This window comes from Ekhidna sp. ABH4_415, assembly GCF_056161305.1.
The window spans coordinates 555,441-574,486 of record NZ_JBSWYW010000001.1 but is presented as its reverse complement, the minus strand read 5'-3'; the positions used below and the strand labels follow the sequence as shown (position 1 = coordinate 574,486).

Annotated in this window: 14 protein-coding genes; 9 read left to right on the top strand and 5 right to left on the bottom strand. The window is 40.2% G+C overall.

What is annotated here, in order from left to right:
* Window positions 1–16: 16 nt before the first annotated feature.
* Window positions 17–1,264, bottom strand: coding sequence for an efflux RND transporter periplasmic adaptor subunit (locus ACXAH9_RS02545; protein ID WP_474893317.1), 1,248 nt, complete (start codon window positions 1,262–1,264; stop codon window positions 17–19).
* 395 nt (window positions 1,265–1,659) lie between these two features.
* On the opposite strand from ACXAH9_RS02545, the gene ACXAH9_RS02540 reads away from it, so the two are divergent.
* The 9 genes from ACXAH9_RS02540 (at window position 1,660) to ACXAH9_RS02500 (ending at window position 13,233) form a co-directional block, all read left to right on the top strand.
* The gene (locus ACXAH9_RS02540) at window positions 1,660–2,337 is read left to right on the top strand and encodes a TetR/AcrR family transcriptional regulator (protein WP_474893316.1); all 678 of its coding nucleotides are present in this window, start codon (window positions 1,660–1,662) and stop codon (window positions 2,335–2,337) included.
* Window positions 2,334–4,496, top strand: a complete 2,163-nt coding sequence (locus ACXAH9_RS02535; RefSeq protein ID WP_474893315.1) for a peptidase domain-containing ABC transporter — start codon at window positions 2,334–2,336, stop codon at window positions 4,494–4,496. Before ACXAH9_RS02540 ends, ACXAH9_RS02535 begins: the two co-directional genes overlap by 4 nt.
* Window positions 4,496–5,830, top strand: a complete 1,335-nt coding sequence (locus ACXAH9_RS02530) for an HlyD family secretion protein (RefSeq protein ID WP_474893314.1) — start codon at window positions 4,496–4,498, stop codon at window positions 5,828–5,830. The genes ACXAH9_RS02535 and ACXAH9_RS02530 overlap by 1 nt, the downstream gene beginning before the upstream one ends.
* On the top strand, window positions 5,827–7,287 hold the full coding sequence (locus ACXAH9_RS02525) for a TolC family protein (protein WP_474893313.1): 1,461 nt from the start codon (window positions 5,827–5,829) through the stop codon (window positions 7,285–7,287). Before ACXAH9_RS02530 ends, ACXAH9_RS02525 begins: the two co-directional genes overlap by 4 nt.
* Before the next feature lie 180 nt (window positions 7,288–7,467).
* On the top strand, window positions 7,468–8,781 hold the full coding sequence (locus ACXAH9_RS02520) for a sigma-54-dependent transcriptional regulator (protein ID WP_474893357.1): 1,314 nt from the start codon (window positions 7,468–7,470) through the stop codon (window positions 8,779–8,781).
* 49 nt (window positions 8,782–8,830) lie between these two features.
* The gene (locus tag ACXAH9_RS02515) at window positions 8,831–10,135 is read left to right on the top strand and encodes a sensor histidine kinase (protein ID WP_474893312.1); all 1,305 of its coding nucleotides are present in this window, start codon (window positions 8,831–8,833) and stop codon (window positions 10,133–10,135) included.
* A gap of 13 nt (window positions 10,136–10,148) precedes the next feature.
* The gene (locus ACXAH9_RS02510; protein WP_474893311.1) at window positions 10,149–11,222 is read left to right on the top strand and encodes a glycosyltransferase family protein; all 1,074 of its coding nucleotides are present in this window, start codon (window positions 10,149–10,151) and stop codon (window positions 11,220–11,222) included.
* A complete protein-coding gene (locus ACXAH9_RS02505) occupies window positions 11,222–12,181 on the top strand; it encodes a bestrophin family protein (RefSeq protein ID WP_474893310.1) in 960 nt (319 codons plus the stop codon). The genes ACXAH9_RS02510 and ACXAH9_RS02505 overlap by 1 nt, the downstream gene beginning before the upstream one ends.
* Window positions 12,182–12,189: 8 nt before the next feature.
* Window positions 12,190–13,233, top strand: coding sequence for a hypothetical protein (locus ACXAH9_RS02500; RefSeq protein WP_474893309.1), 1,044 nt, complete (start codon window positions 12,190–12,192; stop codon window positions 13,231–13,233).
* 226 nt (window positions 13,234–13,459) lie between these two features.
* Here ACXAH9_RS02500 and ACXAH9_RS02495 read toward each other — a convergent pair whose 3' ends face one another.
* The 4 genes from ACXAH9_RS02495 to ACXAH9_RS02480 form a co-directional block, all read right to left on the bottom strand.
* Window positions 13,460–13,948, bottom strand: coding sequence for a phosphoribosyltransferase family protein (locus tag ACXAH9_RS02495; protein ID WP_474893308.1), 489 nt, complete (start codon window positions 13,946–13,948; stop codon window positions 13,460–13,462).
* Window positions 13,941–14,432, bottom strand: a complete 492-nt coding sequence (locus ACXAH9_RS02490) for an Lrp/AsnC family transcriptional regulator (RefSeq protein WP_474893307.1) — start codon at window positions 14,430–14,432, stop codon at window positions 13,941–13,943. The genes ACXAH9_RS02495 and ACXAH9_RS02490 overlap by 8 nt, the downstream gene beginning before the upstream one ends.
* 116 nt (window positions 14,433–14,548) lie before the next feature.
* Window positions 14,549–18,094 (bottom strand): PKD domain-containing protein, encoded by a 3,546-nt coding sequence (locus tag ACXAH9_RS02485; RefSeq protein ID WP_474893306.1) that lies wholly within the window; start codon window positions 18,092–18,094, stop codon window positions 14,549–14,551.
* Complete coding sequence (locus tag ACXAH9_RS02480; protein ID WP_474893305.1) at window positions 18,094–19,011, bottom strand: sulfotransferase domain-containing protein; 918 nt, start codon at window positions 19,009–19,011, stop codon at window positions 18,094–18,096. Before ACXAH9_RS02480 ends, ACXAH9_RS02485 begins: the two co-directional genes overlap by 1 nt.
* Between the last annotated feature and the right edge of the window lie 35 nt (window positions 19,012–19,046).

Below are 19,046 nucleotides of genomic sequence, written 5' to 3'. Positions count from 1 at the left end.
TTCGTTTTCTGTTTGGTTACTTTATGACAAGGATATCCTTATCCTCATATCCCCTGTAAGAAGAGACAACAACTTTCTCCCCAGGTTGCAATCCTTCCACCACTTCGTAATACCGCTGGTTTTGTCTACCCAATCTGATATCTCTCCTCACCGCCTCGGTTTCATCCTCATTCACTACAAAGATCCAGTTTCCGCCAGTGGTCTGATAGAAGCTTCCTCTCGGAATCTGTACAGCCGTAATATTTTCGCTGAGTTGTAATCTGATCTGAAGTGTCTGTCCTCTTCGAATTCCATTTGGAATGGTATCGAAAGCCATATCTACTTCAAACAAGCCGTTGTTGACCTCAGGATATACTTTTGTAATCTCCAGGTCAAAATCATTACCCGCAAATGTGAACGTTCCGTTCAGCCCCGCATATATCCTAGATATATAATGTTCGTCAATAGTTGCACGAACCTTAAATCCATTTAGATCATCTATCTGCCCGATGTTCTGTCCGGGAGCTATTGATTCCCCTACCTCTACATCAACAGTTGACAATCTTCCATCGATAGGAGCTTTGATATAGAGGTTGTTGAGATTTCGTTTGATCATCTCCAGATTTTCCCGTGTCCGTTGCAGTGTGGCCTCTGATTGCCTTATTTGAGTAACAGACGCGATGGAATCAAAACGATTAGATTGAACCTGAATGTCTCTATTAGCAACCAGCCTGTTATACTCTCTTTTCAAATTCAAAAACTCTTGCTCTGATATGATGCTATCTTCATAAAGCTTCTTCCCGCGTTCATAATTATCCTTTGCTGCATCTATTTGATAATCGAGCTGAAGCAGACTTCTTTTTAAATCAAATTGATTCCTTTGAAGTGCAAGCTTGGTGTTTTCTACTTCATTCATTAAACGGAAGGCTTGAGTCTCTTCCCTTACAAAATTTTGAAGTAATGCATTATTAGCGAGTTCTAAAATGGTATCCCCTTTATCAACAAGAATACCTCCGTCATAGTGTTTTTTAGAGACTACCCCTCCTTCGATCGCATCCAGGCGAATGGTTTTGATTGGCAACACATTCCCATCAACAGGGATAAATTCCTGAAAATCTCCCTCGATCACAGTAGCTATATTGATTTTGTTTCTTTCAACATTGAGCCGGGTTCCGCCACCAGATAGGAAAAAATTATATCCAATGAAAACTACGAGAAGTCCCGATGCGCAATAAATCGCAATTTTCTTAGGCGTCCACTTTTTCTTTTTAATCTTTCTGTCCATTGACAATTTGGTCGTTTTAGGTTTCGATCAGCCACAGTGCCAATAAGAATGCCATTAATTATAAATAGCTCTTTAACAGCCACTTACACGCTTTATTATAAACATGTCAGAGATTCGGCTGTACAAAATGGTACAGAAAAGTGTTCGTAATCGATCACTTAATTTGGAGAGTTAGAAAAATCTTGGATTGAATTGGAGGGGAAGCCTTTTGCAAAAGGCATAAAAAAAGGTTCAGGAGGACTAACACCTGAACCCAAAGGTCAAAAACTCAAAATAAAAAGGACTAATGACTTCAATATTAGTAAAAGTTCAATTGAAAAAAAAATGTTAAACCAATTAGAATTTCATTCGTTATGATAGCATTACTATTATATTTGATAGTGAAATACATTTAAATGATAGCAAAACTTCAAATTCAGTTAAATCAGGCCCTCTATTTAAGAGATCCACAAACCACTGAGTTGGGACAAAAAATAGTGAAGGAGAGCATTTTTCTCATTGATGAAATTGGCTTTGAAGCATTCACATTTAAGAAATTATCCATTAGGATTAATTCAACTGAAGCTTCCATTTATCGGTACTTTGAAAACAAACATCGATTACTTGTTTACCTGATAGCGTGGTATTGGAACTATATCGAATACAGAATCACTTTCGAAACGCACAACATATCCTCTCCTGAAGAAAAGCTAAGAATAGCCATTCGCTTTATCACGAGTAAACTTCAGGACGATGACAATTTCCCCGGCATTAGTGAAAGCGTGCTTCAGCATATTGTTATTAGTGAGTCAGATAAAACCTATCTGACAAAAAATGTGGATGAGATCAACAAAGAAGGTTTATTTATAGGTTACAAATCGCTCTGCATGACCATTGCTTCCTACATGAAAGAAATTAATCCCGATTTTGAGTATCCAAGATCTCTTACAAGCACATGCCTGGAAGCAGCGCATCAGCAGATATTTTTTGCCAAACACCTCCCAAGACTCTCTGATATTAAAAAAGACGAAGATATCTATGAGAGAAATTTTGAATTCCTATCAACACTTATTTTCAACTCACTGAAGAAATGAACAATCAGCAAATCATAAGATGCCTTCAAGAATGTGCGACTAAGCTTGATATTGATCTAAACATATCTAAGCTGGAAAGAGTGGATATCATTTCCAGATTTTACGAAGACGATGAACTGTCTGAGTTTCAAAGAGACCTGATAGAGGCTGGAAATGAAAGCGGAATTGTACTTTTTGAAAAGTATATGAAGCGTGATACGCTTTATGAGTTTATTTCAGATACAGCCTCACCCACCATCGTTTTTATTCAGCAGGATGGCTTTCACCCGGCATTTATTAGAAAGAAGAAAAATGATATCATACTGGAATTCATTACACCCGGAGGACAACTAAAAGAGCTACGAACACCTGATTTTCAACAAATAAACTTTTCGACCAACTCACAGGGTGAAATTTTTACTTTGACCAGTTTCGCCTATCAAAGTTTCACCGCAGAGGGTGATGCTTCACTTCTTACACCTGTCAAGCGACTATTTAACCTACTCTCAGCTGACAGGAAAGATATTTTTTATGTGTATGTCTATGCCGCACTAATCGGTTTAGTGAGTTTGACACTCCCGTTAGGAATTCAGGCAGCCGTGGAGTTAATCTCTGGTGGTGTTGTATTTAGTTCCGTTTACTTACTGATCACATTGATAATTCTTGGAGTCCTGGGAACGGGGGTCTTACAAGTACTTCAAATCACGGTAGTGGAATACCTCCAACGAAGAGTCTTCACCAAAGCAGCCTTCGAATTTGCTTTTAGAGTACCACGAATCAAAATGGAATCAGTTCTAAATCTCCATATGCCAGAGCTAATGAACCGATTTTTTGATGTTTTGACACTTCAAAAGGGATTACCTAAACTTCTTATCGACCTTTCCACAGGTGTGATTCAAATCCTTTTTGGGCTGTTATTGCTTTCATTCTATCACCCATTCTTTATCATTTTTGGTTTAGGATTGTTGGGACTGCTCTTTCTCATCTTTTACCTGACTGGTCCTAAAGGATTAAAAAGCTCCATTCAAGAGTCAAAATATAAATACAAAGTGGTTTATTGGCTCGAAGAGATGGCTCGCACACTCTATTCCTTCAAGTTGGCTGGAAATACCATTCTCCCGCTTAAGAAAACAGATTACTATGTAAATAATTACCTAAAAAATAGAAGTGCACACTTTAAGGTCTTAATCTCTCAATATTCTTTTATCCTACTCTTTAAAGCAATCGTAACGGGAGGTTTGTTGATACTAGGTACAATACTGGTTGTACAAAGAGAGATCACGTTGGGTCAATTTGTGGCTTCTGAAGTGATCATCATTCTGGTTTTGGGATCCGTGGAAAAAATCATCATGTATATGGATGTTGTATATGACATGCTTACCGCTGTTGATAAAATATCCCACGTGACTGACCTTCCACTTGAAAGACCTGGAGGTATAGATATCCCTCATTCTCAGATGGCTAATGGACTAGATGTCAAACTGGAGGATGTTTCATACACCTATCCTGAATCAAAAAAACCTTCTCTACGTCACTTAAATGTTGAAATCCCGAAAGGAGGAACCCTTTGCGTGAGCGGTGGAAGTGGTTCAGGCAAAACCACCTTTACCAACATAATAGCTGGTATTCATCAAAACTACGAAGGAATATTGACTTACAACGACCTATCCCTCAGGGACCTGGATTCAACTTACATACGAGATCGGATCGGTAAAAATGTGTCGCAAGAAGACATCTTCGAGGGCTCGGTTTTAGAAAACATACTTGTAGGTAAGCCCACCTCAGATGTCGATCATGCTATTGATGCAATTAAAGAAGTAGGTTTGATGAAAGAAATCAATGCGCTAGAGCATGGATTGCATACTCAAATGCTTAGTGCCGGCAAGGGTTTCTCTTCATCATTTGTAAATAAATTGATATTAGCCAGGTGTTTAGCCAAGAGACCTGCTATGCTCATCCTCAATGATTTTTTCAGCACTTTCACTAAAGCAGAGCGGTTGAAGTTGATCGAAATGCTGACCAGAGAAGACAAAAAATGGACATTGATTGTAGTCTCAAATGACCCATTGGTTATGGCAGCCTGTGATCGGGTACTGTACCTCGAGAATGGAGAAATGAAAGCGCTTGAAGCGTTTGATGAGTTAATCAAGAAAGAAGAAATCATAAAAGAGATCTACTAATGGACCACCTGGATAAACTTTCCGAAACCCACCTGTACTCGCTCAGGACATTAAAAACACCTGGTGTTGGTCGCACTGTAGCCAAGGTATTAATTGTTTTAACTGCTATACTGATTATTGTTTTGTTTTTGCCCTGGCAGCAAAACATTAGAGGTAAAGGAACATTAACTGCTCTAAGCCCTAAGAACAGGCCCCAGATGGTGCAGTCTGCCATTGCCGGTCGAATCACTGACTGGCATATCATCGAGGGTGATTTCGTCCATAAAGGAGATACACTTTTGAGTATTACGGAGATCAAAGACGAATTTTTTGACCCGGATTTGATCATGCGAATAGAAGAGCAACTGGATGCAAAGAAAAATTCGAGAGATGCGAAAACGAATAAGGTAAGGGCTTTAAGAAATCAAATAAGTGCTCTGGAAAATGCCTTGATTGCCAAAACCAGCCAGGCAAAAAATAAAGTACAGCAAGCAAAACTTAAGCTTCAGGCTGATAGTCTGGAGTTTGTCGCTGAACAGGTGAATTATGAAAATGCTACAAGCATTTTCGAGCGAAATGAAAATCTTTACGCCGCTGGCAACATCACATTAACCAAGTTTCAGGAAATAGAGTCTAAATATCAGATGAGTGCTGCTAAGGTTTTGAAAGCTGAAAATGAGTGGCTGCAGCGAAAAGCCGACCTGACCAATGCGGTATTGGAACTTACCTCGATAGAGGCTGATTACACGGATAAGATCAGTAAGGCTCAATCCAATCTTAACGAAACAATTTCCGGTCTCAATGAAACAATGGCTGAGATCTCGAAAATGGAAAATGAGCTTTCAAATGTCCGCATCCGGCAGCAGCAATATCAAATCATCGCACCTCAAAGCGGATACGTTGTAAAGGCTATCAAAGTAGGTATTGGCGAAACAATCAAAGAAGGTGATGCCGTAGCAACGATCCTCCCAGAGTCAGAAGATAAGGCTGTAGAAATGTATGTAAAGGCTATGGACATCCCTTTGATATCAACTGGCAAAAAAGTAAGAGTTCAATTCGATGGATGGCCCGCTTTGCAGTTTTCCGGATGGCCTAACGTATCAGTTGGAACCTTTGGAGGGGTGGTAGCTATTATTGATCGGGTACAGAGCAAAAACGGTATGTTTAGAATATTGGTAAAGCCTGACCCTGAAGACGAGCCATGGCCTGAACAACTACGCTTAGGATCAGGAATAAAAGGTTGGGTAATGCTCAACAATGTACCTATCTGGTATGAAATCTGGCGTCAAATGAATGGCTTCCCTCCAATGATATATGAAGAGGGTGAGGTACCTGAAAATGCAGAAAAGAAATGAAAAGGTTTTTAATCATTTTCATATTTTTTACTTATTTCAGCTTCGGACAGGATTCACTGGAAGTTTCTGATACCACCTATCTATCTCTGGAAGATATGATAAAAATGACCCTTTCGTATCATCCTGTGGTGAAACAAGCCAACCTGCTGGATGAAACAGCGGATGCGGTACTCCGTGAAGCAAGAGGTAATCTGGATCCAAAGATTGAGGCTGATTACGATCTAAAGGAGTTCAGGGAAAAAGAGTATTACAATCTTTTAAACACCTCTTTCAAAATCCCAACTTGGATAGGCGTAGATCCTAAAGTAGAGTTTAATAGAAATAGTGGAGAATTCTTGAACCCTGAAAATTACATTTCACCTCAAACTGATTATGAACAGATCGCTGTAGGCGTCTCCGTGCCCATAGGTAAAGGACTATTCTTTGATGAACGCAGAAATGCCATTCGAAAAGCCGATGCGTTTGCTCAAATTGCGGAAGCAGAACAAATTAAAGAGATCAATAAGATCCTCTTCACGATCATCAAGGATTATTGGAACTGGTACATGGCCAGCAAAAAGCAGGAACTAATGCGCCAGGCAATCGACCTGGCTCAAAATCTTTTTGATCGAACGCTTATTGATTATGAATTTGGAGAAGCTGCTGTAGTTGACACCTTGCAAGCTAAAATCAACTTTCAAAAACGAACGGTCGACTATCGCAAGGCTGTCTTAGAATACGAACTAGCTAAACTGAATCTGGCCAAACACCTCTGGTCTGAAAACCTGGTACCGCTTGAACTTCAGCCAAATGTATTACCAGACTCGTCTTCACTGTTTACAACCCCGCAAGATTCAGAGATCAAAGATGCAATCACTTTTGCAATGACGAGCAATCCAGAAATAGCCAAACTGGAAGGAAAAAGAAATCAGCTGGATGCCGATATGCGATGGGCAAAAGAAAGTCTCAAACCTCAAATTGATCTTTCATATTCGTTTATTGATGCTCCTATCAATCCGGAATTTGATGTAAAATCCCCCGAAATCGGTGATAATTATAAAATGGGTATCGATTTTTCTTTCCCAATTCTCCTGAGAAAAGAACGTGGAAAAATCCAGCAAACTCGACTAAAACTTCAGAGTAACCAATTTCAATTAGCTCAAAGTCAGGTTGAATTGAAAAACAAAGTACTTGGTGCTTATGCTCAGAGCGTTGCTTTTCAGGATCTGTTAACTCAATATCAGGGGGTTTCCAATAACTACCGCAGACTACTGGATGCTGAAATCATCAACCTTCAAAACGGAGAAACTGACCTTTTTAAACTGAACATTCAGCAGGATAAATTCATAGAGGCACAAACCGATTACTTTAAAGCCTTTACCAAGTGGGAGAAAAGTAAAGCTGAATTTTACCATGTGGTAGGCTATCCAATGCTTGGCCTATCTAATATGTTCGGTTTTGCAACAAATACCCAATAATAATGTTCGTTTTCGAACAGCCATTAACTAGCTTTAGCCCAAATTAAAGCCAGATTACTCTTTTTGGTCCTTGGCACAGTTGTAGCAATTCCTATTACAAAACCTGATAAAAAAGTGGAAGAAGAAATAAATAAAATACTCATAATCGATGATGATGAAGATGTGCTTTTGGCCGCTAAAATGTTGCTGAAGAAATACATTAAGGAAGTAGTGATTGAAAAAGATCCTCGTAAAATTCCTTTTCTTCTTAACAATGATAGCTTCGATGTAATCCTACTTGACATGAACTTCAGTCAGGATACCACCAGTGGTAAGGAAGGATTCTATTGGCTGGAACAAATCCTGGAGAAAGATCCTGAAGCTGTGGTGATTCTAATAACTGCATTTGGTGATGTGGAGATGGCCGTGAAAGCCTTGAAAGCCGGGGCAACTGATTTCGTTCTTAAACCATGGCAAAACGAGAAGCTTCTTGCCACCTTATCAAGCGCGGCAAAATTGAAGCATAGCCGGAAAGAGGTATCTAAGCTTAAGCAAACTAGTAAGACACTTCAGGCAGATAGCAGCAAAGCATTCAAAGATATCATTGGTGAAAGTGATGCCATCAAAAAGGTATTTAAGCTCATCGATAAAGTGGCCGCTACAGATGCGAACGTTTTAATCCTTGGAGAAAATGGTACTGGTAAAGAGATGATTGCTCGAGCAATCCATGAGAAATCTCAACGAAAAGACATGCCATTCATTGGTGTAGATATGGGTGCCATCACAGAGTCGCTATTTGAGAGCGAGCTTTTCGGACATAAAAAAGGCTCATTTACAGATGCCAAAGAGGATCGGGCTGGCCGCTTTGAAGTGGCCTCCGGAGGCACGCTTTTCCTGGATGAAATAGGGAACCTGAGTCAACCCTTACAATCAAAATTGCTGACTGCCATCCAAAACCGAAAAGTAACGCGAATCGGTAGCAACCAGGAGATCCCTGTCGATATACGTCTTATCAGTGCAACGAATATGCCTGTATACGAAATGGTGAATGAAAACACGTTCAGGCAGGATTTGCTGTATAGAATCAATACAGTAGAAATCAATTTGCCTCCATTAAGAGAGCGAATGGAGGATATGGAAATGCTAGCTAACCATTTCGTGAAAATGTACGCAGGCAAATACCGAAAGACCATAGATGGAGTGGCTCCCTCTACAGTTAATAAACTTCAGAAATACCCATGGCCAGGAAATATTCGCGAACTGCAACATGCCATTGAGCGAGCCATCATCATGAGTGACAACTCTCAGCTCATGCCAGAAGATTTTTTCTTCCTTTCTCAAAAGCCTGATAGCAACCTTTCGCTTGAACCCGACTCTTATAACCTGGAGGACATGGAAAAAATGACCATTCAAAAGGTGGTAAATAAGTATGAAGGAAATATCTCCAAAGCTGCGAAAGAACTGGGTTTGACTCGCGCGTCGTTGTACCGAAGACTGGAGAAGCATGGTTTATAAGTCATTTAGATTTCAGTTAATCGGCAGGTTGCTATTGCTCCTGTTCACCATGTTCCTGTTTACTCATCTCTATTATTCAGAGTCATATTTTTTCACCAAGTTTTTGGTGTTTTGCCTGGGGATTTTCCAAGCCTACTACCTTTATCATTTTCTGGAAAAGTCAAATCGTGAGATTACACACTTTCTGGAAAGCATCCATTACGATGATTTTACAAATACTTATCCAGAACGAAATACCGGATCAAGCAGAGATTCACTTTATCATGAGTTTAATGAAATTCTACGAAAGTTTAGAGAAATACGTGCGGATAAGGAAGCGCAGCACCAGTATCTACGGACCATCGTTCAGCACATTGGAATAGGCATCATCACATTCGATGCAGATGGTGAAGTCCAGATCATGAACAATGCTGCTAAAAAATTGCTGGGACTAAAAATGATCAAGAACATAAAGCAGGTTGGACGAGATCACCCTGAGCTAGAGACGACAATAAGAGAGTTGAGAACTGGAGGCAGAGACTTGGTGAAAATCACAAAAAATGAAGATGAGGTTCAACTCGCAGTTTACGCCATTGAGTTATCTCTAAGGGGAAAAGCTTTCAAGCTTATCTCTATTCAAAATATCCAATCGGAATTGGAAGAAAAGGAAATGGAAGCCTGGCAAAACCTTATCCGCGTACTTACGCACGAGATAATGAACTCCGTAACACCCATTTCATCCCTTGCTGCAACGGTGGAAGCTGACCTTGATGATTTCCTTAAAAATGGGTCTGATGTTAACCAAATTAAGGATGACACGATAGAAGATTTCTACTTGTCAGTAAAAACCATCCACAATCGCAGTGAGAGCTTGATCAAGTTTGTTTCCGATTTCAGAAACATGACCCGCATTAAGCACCCGAACCTTCAATGCCATGATGTGGAAGATATGATCAAACACACCCTGGTATTGCTGAAGCCAGATATAGAAGCGTCTGATATCAAGGTGAATTGCTCTGTAAAGCCAGGACTCACTGTTAACATTGATCGGGAGCAAATCGAGCAGGTAGTGATAAATGTGGTTAAAAACGCAGTACAGGCACTGGCTGCTAGTGATAAAGAAGACAAAATACTAACGATTACCGCCATGCCTGGCGAAGGTGGAGGGGCATTTATTTCTGTGGCAGACAATGGTACTGGAATTGAAGAAGAGGCATTGAAGAAAATTTTTATCCCATTCTTTACCACTAAGAAAAATGGTTCTGGTATCGGATTGAGCCTTTCTAAGCAAATCATGAGGAAGCATGGAGGTAACATAACGGCAAAATCCCAGATCGGTGAAGGCACTGAGTTTCTTCTTAAGTTTGCCAGCTAAATAGCTGAACCAATTGAAATACATTTTTATCGTTCAGGGAGAAGGCAGGGGCCATATGACACAGGCTCTTTCGCTTTATCACATTCTTACCTCTAATGGCCATGAAGTATCGCATGTGATTGTGGGTAAAAGCAAGCGAAGAGTCATTCCAAATTTTTTTCTTGAACAAATTAATAGTCCTGTTACGCGGCTGGAAAGTCCCAATTTTGTCACAGACAAAAACAATCGCTCAGTTAATGTATTCAAGACACTTACGGTTAATCTCAAAAAGTATCGCACCTTTATAGGTAGTGTGAATGAAATTGATCGGATTACTAAGGAGGAGCGACCAGGTGCAATTATCAATTTCTACGATTTTCTTGGAGGATTATACTTTTTACTCAAGCGACCAAAAATTCGACATATAGCACTTGCTCATCAGTTTCTACTCAATCACTCAAAGTTTGAATTTCCCAAAGGACGATTTTATGATAAAAGCTCATTGCTTTATGGAAACAGGCTTGCTGGTTATGGTGCAGAGAAAATCCTTGGGCTCTCCTTTCAGCCGATGAAAGATGAACCCAGAAAAAAACTATTTGTGGTGCCGCCCTTACTGAGAGAGGAAATCAAGAAACAAAAACCGATTACTGGCGACCATTTTCTGATATATATGGTCAACCATGGATACTCCAATGAAGTCAGAGCCTTTCACAAAAAGTATCCGGAAGTACCAATTCATTGCTTTTGGGACAAGAAAGATGAGCCCGAAGAGCTAAAAGTGGATGACAACTTAACTTTTCACCAGCTCGATGATAGAAAGTTTATTAATTACATGGCTACCTGCAAAGGGTATTTGACCACTGCTGGTTTTGAATCGGTTTGTGAAGCCATGTATTTAGGGAAGCCTGTCCTGATGGTGCCGGTAGAAGGTCATTATGAGCAAGCATGCAATGCGTTAGATGCAAAGAACGCAGGGGCAGGTGTATCCAGTGAAATTTTTGACTTAGAAATTTTGTTGGATTATCTTCCAAATCACAATGATGTAGGTGACAATTTTAGAAGGTGGTGCAATACTACCCCTGACGTTTTCTTAAAAATGCTGACCTGATGCTAATTAAATACTCTGATAATCCTTTCAAACAAGTTTTTGGGATCGCTTATTACAATAAGAGGAACATCTTTCTCTTCTCCTTTTTTTCAATTATTGCTGTTTTGCAATTCAAGTTTGGTGAGATTTTTCTTTGGAATCCGATCACCCTTCCTGTCGTTCCGGTCACCATTCTGGGCGGAGCATTAGCTATTTTTCTAGGCTTTAGAAATAACAGTGCGTACGACCGATGGTGGGAGGCTAGAAAGATCTGGGGTGGAATTGTGAATGCCAGCAGAACTTTCGGGGTGATGATCTGCACTTTTTCATCCTCTCATTTCTCTCAAGAAAAAATCAAGGGAAAGAAGATTTTGGCATGGAGAAAAGAGATGATCCACCGCCATATTGGATGGCTATACGCCCTTATCATGCACCTGAGAAAGCACAATCATTGGAGCGATCTGGAGCGCTACATTTCTGAGGATGAAATAGCAGAATTAAAAAAGCTCCACAATAAACCGACACAAATTCTCCACAAGCAAGCCGAAAAGCTTCAAGGTGCTTATGAAAGCAAAATGATTGAGGATTTCAGACACATGGAGCTGGCCAATGTGATCAAAGAATTTTACGACCTTCAGGGAAAAGCTGAGCGGATAAAAGGCACCATATTCCCCTACTATTACAATTATTTTACCGGTGTGTTTCTGTGGCTATTTGTGGTCTGCCTCCCTTTTGCTTTGGCGCCAGAAATGAGTTGGGGAGCTATTCCCATGTCAATTGCAATTTCTTTCGTCTTTACTATTTTAGAAAAATCGGGAGCTGTTACCGAAGATCCGTTTGAAGGCCGAGCAGCGGACACACCGATCAACACGATCACGAGAAACATCGAAATTGACCTGCTGGAAATGATTAAAAGTGAAACTGTTCCCGCTCCGGTAGAGCCAAAAACCGGACGCTTTGGAGTAAAATATCTTGATTAGGAGGGCGCATGGCAATCATCAGTAAGAAGAAAGAAATCTTCCCCATAAGCAAGGCATTGAGGGCATACATCAAGAAGTATGACAGGGAAATAGACCTGCCTATCTATTATGGTGATCTGATTCGATATGATAATTCGATTCCACTTTATGATAAGGCCGGTAACGACACCCTGTGGGAGACCGTCTTCTTCCCGCAAGGAGATATGCAGCACATCAATGCCTCATTGAAGAAGGTATATGCCATAATGAAAGCAGATGGAGACCTATCGGTGATGGATCACCTGATCATAGACCGTGTGGATCTGTGTGCTTATGGAAATACACAGCCGTTTCGAATACGTGTAGTGAATCAAATCAACGACAACTTCGACTATTTCTACATCAAACGCGCTGATGCTTCCCGAATCTATGGACTGGAATTGGAGCACCTTCTCTCTCCTAACAAGATTAGCTATGTGGTGAATAAAGAGACGCTAATCGAGGAGCATATTGTTGGCGTGCCAGCTGAGCTATTTATCAAAAAATATCTTGGAAGCAGTACGCTAAATGAGATTCGTCTGGCGAAGGAATTTGTCAAATTCAATGAAAGGTGTTTTGTACGTCTATTGGGTGATATGCATAGCAGCAACTTTGTGATTGATATCACGCCAGATTTTGAGGATGTGGAATATCGATTGCGCGCCATTGATTTTGATCAGCAATCGTATGAAGGTCGACGGGCTATCTATTTGCCTCAATATTATACACAGAACAACCCCATTATTAAGATTGGACTAAAACACATGACACCTGAGACGGTGAAGCAGTATCAACGCGAAGAACGATCCAATATAGCCAACCGACTAAAAGTGGAGCATAAACGTGTTGCTGATTTGTTGTCTGCTATGAAAAAAGACAAACTCTCAAAACCTGAAAATATTAAAAGGTTAAGAAAAGAGCTTGCTGATTTTTATGAAGATCAGGACTTTCTGGAATGTGAAAATATGGGTGAGCTGGTGGAAATGAGCCTGGAAATGCTTACTAGAAAACCGAATTTGTATAAGGATTATTAAATTAACCTGAGTTCGGTGTAAGAATAAAGGAAAATGCCTACAATCCCTCCTTGGAGGGGTAGCGACGGTGCGCCGCTGCGATGGGTTTTAGCAAAACAATTTTCCTTTTTACTCAAATTTTATTCAAAAAAGACGAATTTCTGACAGACCCACCTCTTCCTCCTCCCAAGAGGAGACTTAATGGGTCTTTTTAAATAAAATTTAGAATTCTTATATCTAACTCTGGTCAATTCAAAAACACCCCGTCTCCAGGTCGGACCTCCACATGCTCTTTGATCGTAGTAGAAAGCTCATAGCCTTTGTAATTGGCATAGATAGGGAATCGGCCATGAGCTCTCAGGATCAATACAGCTGTCTCTACTTTTTTCACATGAAGAGTCAGCAGTTTTGTTAAACTATAGGCCAATGTACGCCCACTATTGAGGACATCATCACATAATATCACGGTATTGTCCTTTAGATCAGAGACATCCCCATCTATGAGGATGTCTTTGTTCAAAGGATTTTCTTTGTCTAATGAGATGGTATGGCAAATCGATTTTTTGCCTGATATCTCTGCCAGGGTTTCATTGATCTGCTCCGCAAGCTTTCTACCCCCAGAATCAACTCCTACTAACACGATTTCTTCACTCATGTTATTCTCGTAGATCTGATAGGCGATCCTGCGGATGATTTGATCAACCTTCGGCTGAGATAAAATTTGATTGTTACTCATTTTCAGGCACAGGCATTACTTTGCTGTCCTTGAAAGTAGAGAGTATTATCATGGATTGCAAGCCATCCACCACTTCAATTTCTGACACTTTTTCCAGCATCAGTTTCTGGTAAGATTGGATATCACTTGAAATAATTTTCAAAATAAAATCGCCGGAACCAGTAATGTGGTGACACTCAATTACCTCAGGAATTCCATTGATTTCGTTGATGAATGCATCAATGTTTTTCTTGTTGTGCCCCTTTAAGGATACTTGGACAAATGTATGCACACCCAATCCCACTTTATCAGTATCCAGCTTCGCATGGTAGCTTTTGATAATTCCAGAGGTCTCCAGCTTTTTCACTCTTTCCAAGGTAGGAGCTGGTGACAGACCAATGTCTTTTGAAAGTTGGGCGTTGGTAATTTTGGCGTTTGATTGTAAGATATCCAGGATCTTACGGTCGATTTTGTCGAGTTTAATGCGCGATGATTGTATCTTCATAACAGAATTATATTCGTCACAAAATTAATACTATTAATAAAAATTCTGGTAGCCGTTTGAATAAACTACAAACCTTTAACAATTAATTGATACAAGACCCTAACGCGGAGAGAAGATTAAAGTTTGATGACTTTTCGTTTAAATGAACGCCCCATTACCTCTACCGTAACGTAGTAGATACCAGGATTCAACGTACTCATATCCACAAAAAAGTTGTTTAAACCCGCTGTGGCTTCAAAAAGATTCTCCTTATGAACTTTTCCGGTAGAATTAATCAAGCGTAAAGTTGCCGACCCCTCTGTAGGCAATATTACTTTTATTCGAAACTGATCTGTTACCGGATTTGGAAAGGGATCTTCCACTTGTACCGCTGGTTGGATCGTAAGGCACTTTTCATTGTTTACCGGATTAATGTCATCGTAGGAAGTGTACTGAGAAACGAGTTTCACACAGAAATAAGAAGGCTCAGAAACGGTCAGCGGTATTCCAACATCGAGACTTACCAGGCTCGACTCTCCTACTCCTATGAATGCTAAAATTTGTTCACTCACGCGAAATTTATTTTCGAGTACCAGCTGTGCCTCAGTCACCTCTATTGGCAGGTTGCTAAAGTTTTGTATTTCCATGAAAATCTTACCGGTATTATTTTCATTGACCAGTTCGAAACTGCCGATAGCAAGGTCCACTTCAGGAACGGCAATCAGGATCTCCTGGCTGGTAGTATCATAACAACCTAAACTATTCAATGCGACCAGGCTCACTGTGTAATTCCCCTCATTGGAAAAAGTAATGCTTTCGGAATCGCTATCGGTACTTCGAAGTGCTCCATCTAAAAGCCACTGATAGGAAATGCCTCCTGTTGAATTATTGGTGAAGGTGAGTTGATCACCCGGAATACCATAAGTTCTGGAACTTGTAAATGAAGACTCAGGCGCATCGTTTATCTCAAGTGTTTGTGTGGCACTCACCAGACATCCAAATTCAGTTTCCAACTCCAACTCGAGCTCATACGTACCATCTTCCATTTCATCCAGCAACAGCTCAGTACCATTCCCAACATTAGCTCCATCCAGCATCCATCGGCGAGAAACTAAAGGGTCAGATGACGAGGTTGACTGGTCAATGGCTCGAATAATTTGATTATCACATTCCCCATTCAGTTCAAAAATGACTTGAGGTAATTCCAAAATTTCGACTGTTTTGGTGATCGTCTCTGAGCAAAAGTTCTGACCGGTCACCTCTAAAGTCACATCAAAAGTTCCGGGATCTTCAAAAATGTGGTTAATATCCTGTGAACCATAATTGGCACCATCAACAGTCCATAGCCAGCTGACGATCGGATTTCCGGTGGATTCGGTCTCATCGGTGAACATTGTTTCCTCTCCTTGACAACCCAGGTTAATGGAGAAATCAGGTGTTGGAGCAGTTAATACTTCAATATCTTCAGTGCTGTACTGTTCACACCCGTTTGAACTAAGAACAGTTAAACCGATGGTCTTTATCCCGGTAGAATTAAAATTGATGAGGGGATTTTGCTGAGTAGAGACCTCTTCCCCATCTACCTCCCAAGACCAACCCACTATATCCGCACCGTCCACTGTAGTGAGATCAAAAAACTGCACCCCATCCGGCGAGGTACATGGAACGTCAAAGTCGATGTTGATTTCAGGGGAAGCAGCTATTGAAATTTCCTGAATGTACGTGTCTTCACACCCTTGTGCGTCAGTAGTTCTTAAGGAAACAAAATAGGACCCACTATTGTCATAAAGTTGCGCAGGAGGATTCGCTACATTAGAAGTAAATCCATTCTGAAAATCCCAAAAGTAGTCTTGTGAATCACCTGAGCTTGTATCAGTAAAGGAAATGACATCACCCTCACATGCGGAGGTAGTAGAAGGTGTGAATCCTGCAGTTGGGCCCGGTGAAATATCTATGTCCCACGTGGCTGAAACATTGCTGCAACCAGGAATTGTATCGTAGAGCACCACAGTCTTAGTTCCCGGAGTTGAGTAGGCATATGTAGGATTGGGATCCGTACTATCAATGGTGCCGTCGCTATCAAAATCCCACATATAGGAGATTACTCCAATATGCTGTGAATCGTCTGTGTCATTTGTGAATGTAATATCTGTATTTACGCACTCACTGGCTGTAACGCTGAATGCTGGCACTGGAGGGTCAGGGTAGATCGTTACCTCCTCCTCGTAGAAGTTGTCACATGTTCCATCAGAAACATCCACTCTTACAGTGTATGTACCAGGGCCGGGACCACCACCTGCTACTGAATAGTCGAAAGATGGGGTTGGATCCGTGCTATCTTCGATATTATCTCCATCAAAATCCCAGGAGTAAGATGACAGGCCAGAGTTTGAGGGGGTGAAAGTGATAGGATTAGACACACAGACTTCTTGGGAGGTGTGGGTGATTGACGGTGCGGTTTGGGGGAGGATAGTAAAACTTTGGCTAAATGAGGTTTTACCTGATGCATTTTGTGCTACAAGTTCAATTTCATAATTGCCTGACGTGGTGTATGTAAGAGCGGTATCTTTATTATAAACAACTGGTGGCGTAACTCCACAATTACTATCAAAATTATTAAAGTAGATGCCTTTGGTTGAATTATCAATATCTACAACGAAAAGCTTCATCAAATCTCCAGTGGCTATTCCAATACTATATCCGTTAGTTGTTAGTGATCCAAAATCATCTATTGTAAATGAGTTATCAATGGACTCTCCAAAGTTCAATCGAAAAGTATTTCCAGAATCATTTTGGAGAAAAACATAATATTTCCCTCTACTTTCGACGATGTTCAAAAATGTAGGTGCCGTTAATCCATCCGAACTATTGGCGATTTCTGTAATGGTTGGTGGTTGGTCTATGCCGGAATCAAAATCCAATAAGAATAATTGTTGATCAGGTGAAGATGTAACCAACCCTTTCCACCCATCGCATGTTTCAATGATTTCAATTTCTGTGATTTGACTGACAGAACCAACTGTGAAAGTGCTATGGGTAGGTGTTGCATTAATTGTGCTTCCAAAATCAAATACATTAATGGTATTACCACCATTGTCACCAGTGAAAAAGTATTTACTCGCGCCTGATTCTACATAGTCTGAACCTTTTAGAACAGTAACATTTCCAGTAGTAATGGAATAATTGGTGATATTAGTATTGACGAATCCGTCATTGAATTCCAAAACGGTGGGATTTATGCTCCCTTCGTTAGCAACAATGGCTTTCCAAATATCATCCTCATATAGAAAATTAATCGAGCGAGGAAAGCTAAAGGGATCACCTGTTCCACTAATCAGCAAAGAGTGAGTAATATTATCTAGGTTATCATTTAGCTCATTATACCACAGCTCCCCATTGTTCCTTATAGTCACAATTGCATTAATTGACTCTATATATTCAGAGGCATAACTAGCCCTAAAAGCATTAACTACTTGCGCTAAAACAATATCTGTTGATATGGAAGAACTTATCGTATCCTCGCAAAAATGCCAACTGTAGCTGTCTTCACCTGATAAATTACTGGTTAAGTTCACCAGCTCTTCTTGGCAGTATTGAGGGTCTAAAGAAAAGCTTGCCGTAGGACATTGCCCAAAGGCACCAACTATCAACAGTATGAATCCTATGGAAAGAAACCCTTTCATCAAGCACTTATTTTACTTCGGTATAAATCAATTTGAAAGTAGTTCATTATCTCGTCAAATCTTTCTATCTCGAATTTGCTGAACTCTTTTTCCCATTTTCTCAATTGACTCGCCTTATCTTCCAACCCAACTTTAGTCTTTGTGGTATAACTTTCCTGCCTCACTCTATCATAACAACCTTGTGGCACTTTCATATTCCAAGAATCAAATATGGATTTAAGTACTTTTTCTGGTTCAAGAAATAAGTCTTCATAATAGATCGTTTGCCAGGTACGTGTATTTTCGGGAACAGATAACGGTATTTGATTAGTCATACACCAGGTAGCAATGGTTGCCTCCCATTTTGTTTCAATCGTGTCTAAAAATTCCTTGTGTTTATGATAGATTTCATCATATCTACTATTCCCATATTCAAATCCATTAAACTCATAATTCCATCCACCATGTTTTTTCTGGGATGCAGCGATAGCGTATGGATGTCTTATGAAATGGATCGGCTTGTATCTAAATTGATAGTTACTTGTCAGCCATGGAATTAATCCATTCCCTCTACAAAATTTTACGATCAATTGTGACTGATTCTGGTAATTTGATGGGTCATTAAGCAATGCTAAATAGCTGTTAAGTCTTTTTCCAGAAAGAATCTTGTCAAACTCAGATTTTGCTTCATTCCAGGTGGCATCTATTGGAATATGCTGTCTCCAAGAAAACCCGAGTCTCTTTACAGATTGATTGTAATCCAAATGAAGTGGCTCCCAAACAATTGCTGATTTGGGTATTGCCGATAAAATTTGTGCCAGCCAGGTGCTACCTCCACGAGGATCACTAAAAATGACGATTGCGTCTTCCGGCTTCCGCTTGCTTTGAGATGCAATCCATTTTAATTGTAAGTCCTTCCATATTCTAGATATTCCCATCTTGCCAAATTCTACTTAACAAACCTACGTATCAT

What these genes read in the sequence shown, in the direction of transcription:
- ACXAH9_RS02545 (WP_474893317.1), bottom strand. Translation starts at nt 1,264, where the DNA reads ATGGACAGAAAGATTAAAAAGAAAAAGTGGACGCCTAAGAAAATTGCG.
- ACXAH9_RS02540 (WP_474893316.1), top strand. Translation starts at nt 1,660, where the DNA reads ATGATAGCAAAACTTCAAATTCAGTTAAATCAGGCCCTCTATTTAAGA.
- ACXAH9_RS02535 (WP_474893315.1), top strand. Translation starts at nt 2,334, where the DNA reads ATGAACAATCAGCAAATCATAAGATGCCTTCAAGAATGTGCGACTAAG.
- ACXAH9_RS02530 (WP_474893314.1), top strand. Translation starts at nt 4,496, where the DNA reads ATGGACCACCTGGATAAACTTTCCGAAACCCACCTGTACTCGCTCAGG.
- ACXAH9_RS02525 (WP_474893313.1), top strand. Translation starts at nt 5,827, where the DNA reads ATGAAAAGGTTTTTAATCATTTTCATATTTTTTACTTATTTCAGCTTC.
- ACXAH9_RS02520 (WP_474893357.1), top strand. Translation starts at nt 7,468, where the DNA reads ATGTTGCTGAAGAAATACATTAAGGAAGTAGTGATTGAAAAAGATCCT.
- ACXAH9_RS02515 (WP_474893312.1), top strand. Translation starts at nt 8,831, where the DNA reads ATGTTCCTGTTTACTCATCTCTATTATTCAGAGTCATATTTTTTCACC.
- ACXAH9_RS02505 (WP_474893310.1), top strand. Translation starts at nt 11,222, where the DNA reads ATGCTAATTAAATACTCTGATAATCCTTTCAAACAAGTTTTTGGGATC.
- ACXAH9_RS02500 (WP_474893309.1), top strand. Translation starts at nt 12,190, where the DNA reads ATGGCAATCATCAGTAAGAAGAAAGAAATCTTCCCCATAAGCAAGGCA.
- ACXAH9_RS02495 (WP_474893308.1), bottom strand. Translation starts at nt 13,948, where the DNA reads ATGAGTAACAATCAAATTTTATCTCAGCCGAAGGTTGATCAAATCATC.
- ACXAH9_RS02490 (WP_474893307.1), bottom strand. Translation starts at nt 14,432, where the DNA reads ATGAAGATACAATCATCGCGCATTAAACTCGACAAAATCGACCGTAAG.
- ACXAH9_RS02485 (WP_474893306.1), bottom strand. Translation starts at nt 18,094, where the DNA reads ATGAAAGGGTTTCTTTCCATAGGATTCATACTGTTGATAGTTGGTGCC.
- ACXAH9_RS02480 (WP_474893305.1), bottom strand. Translation starts at nt 19,011, where the DNA reads ATGGGAATATCTAGAATATGGAAGGACTTACAATTAAAATGGATTGCA.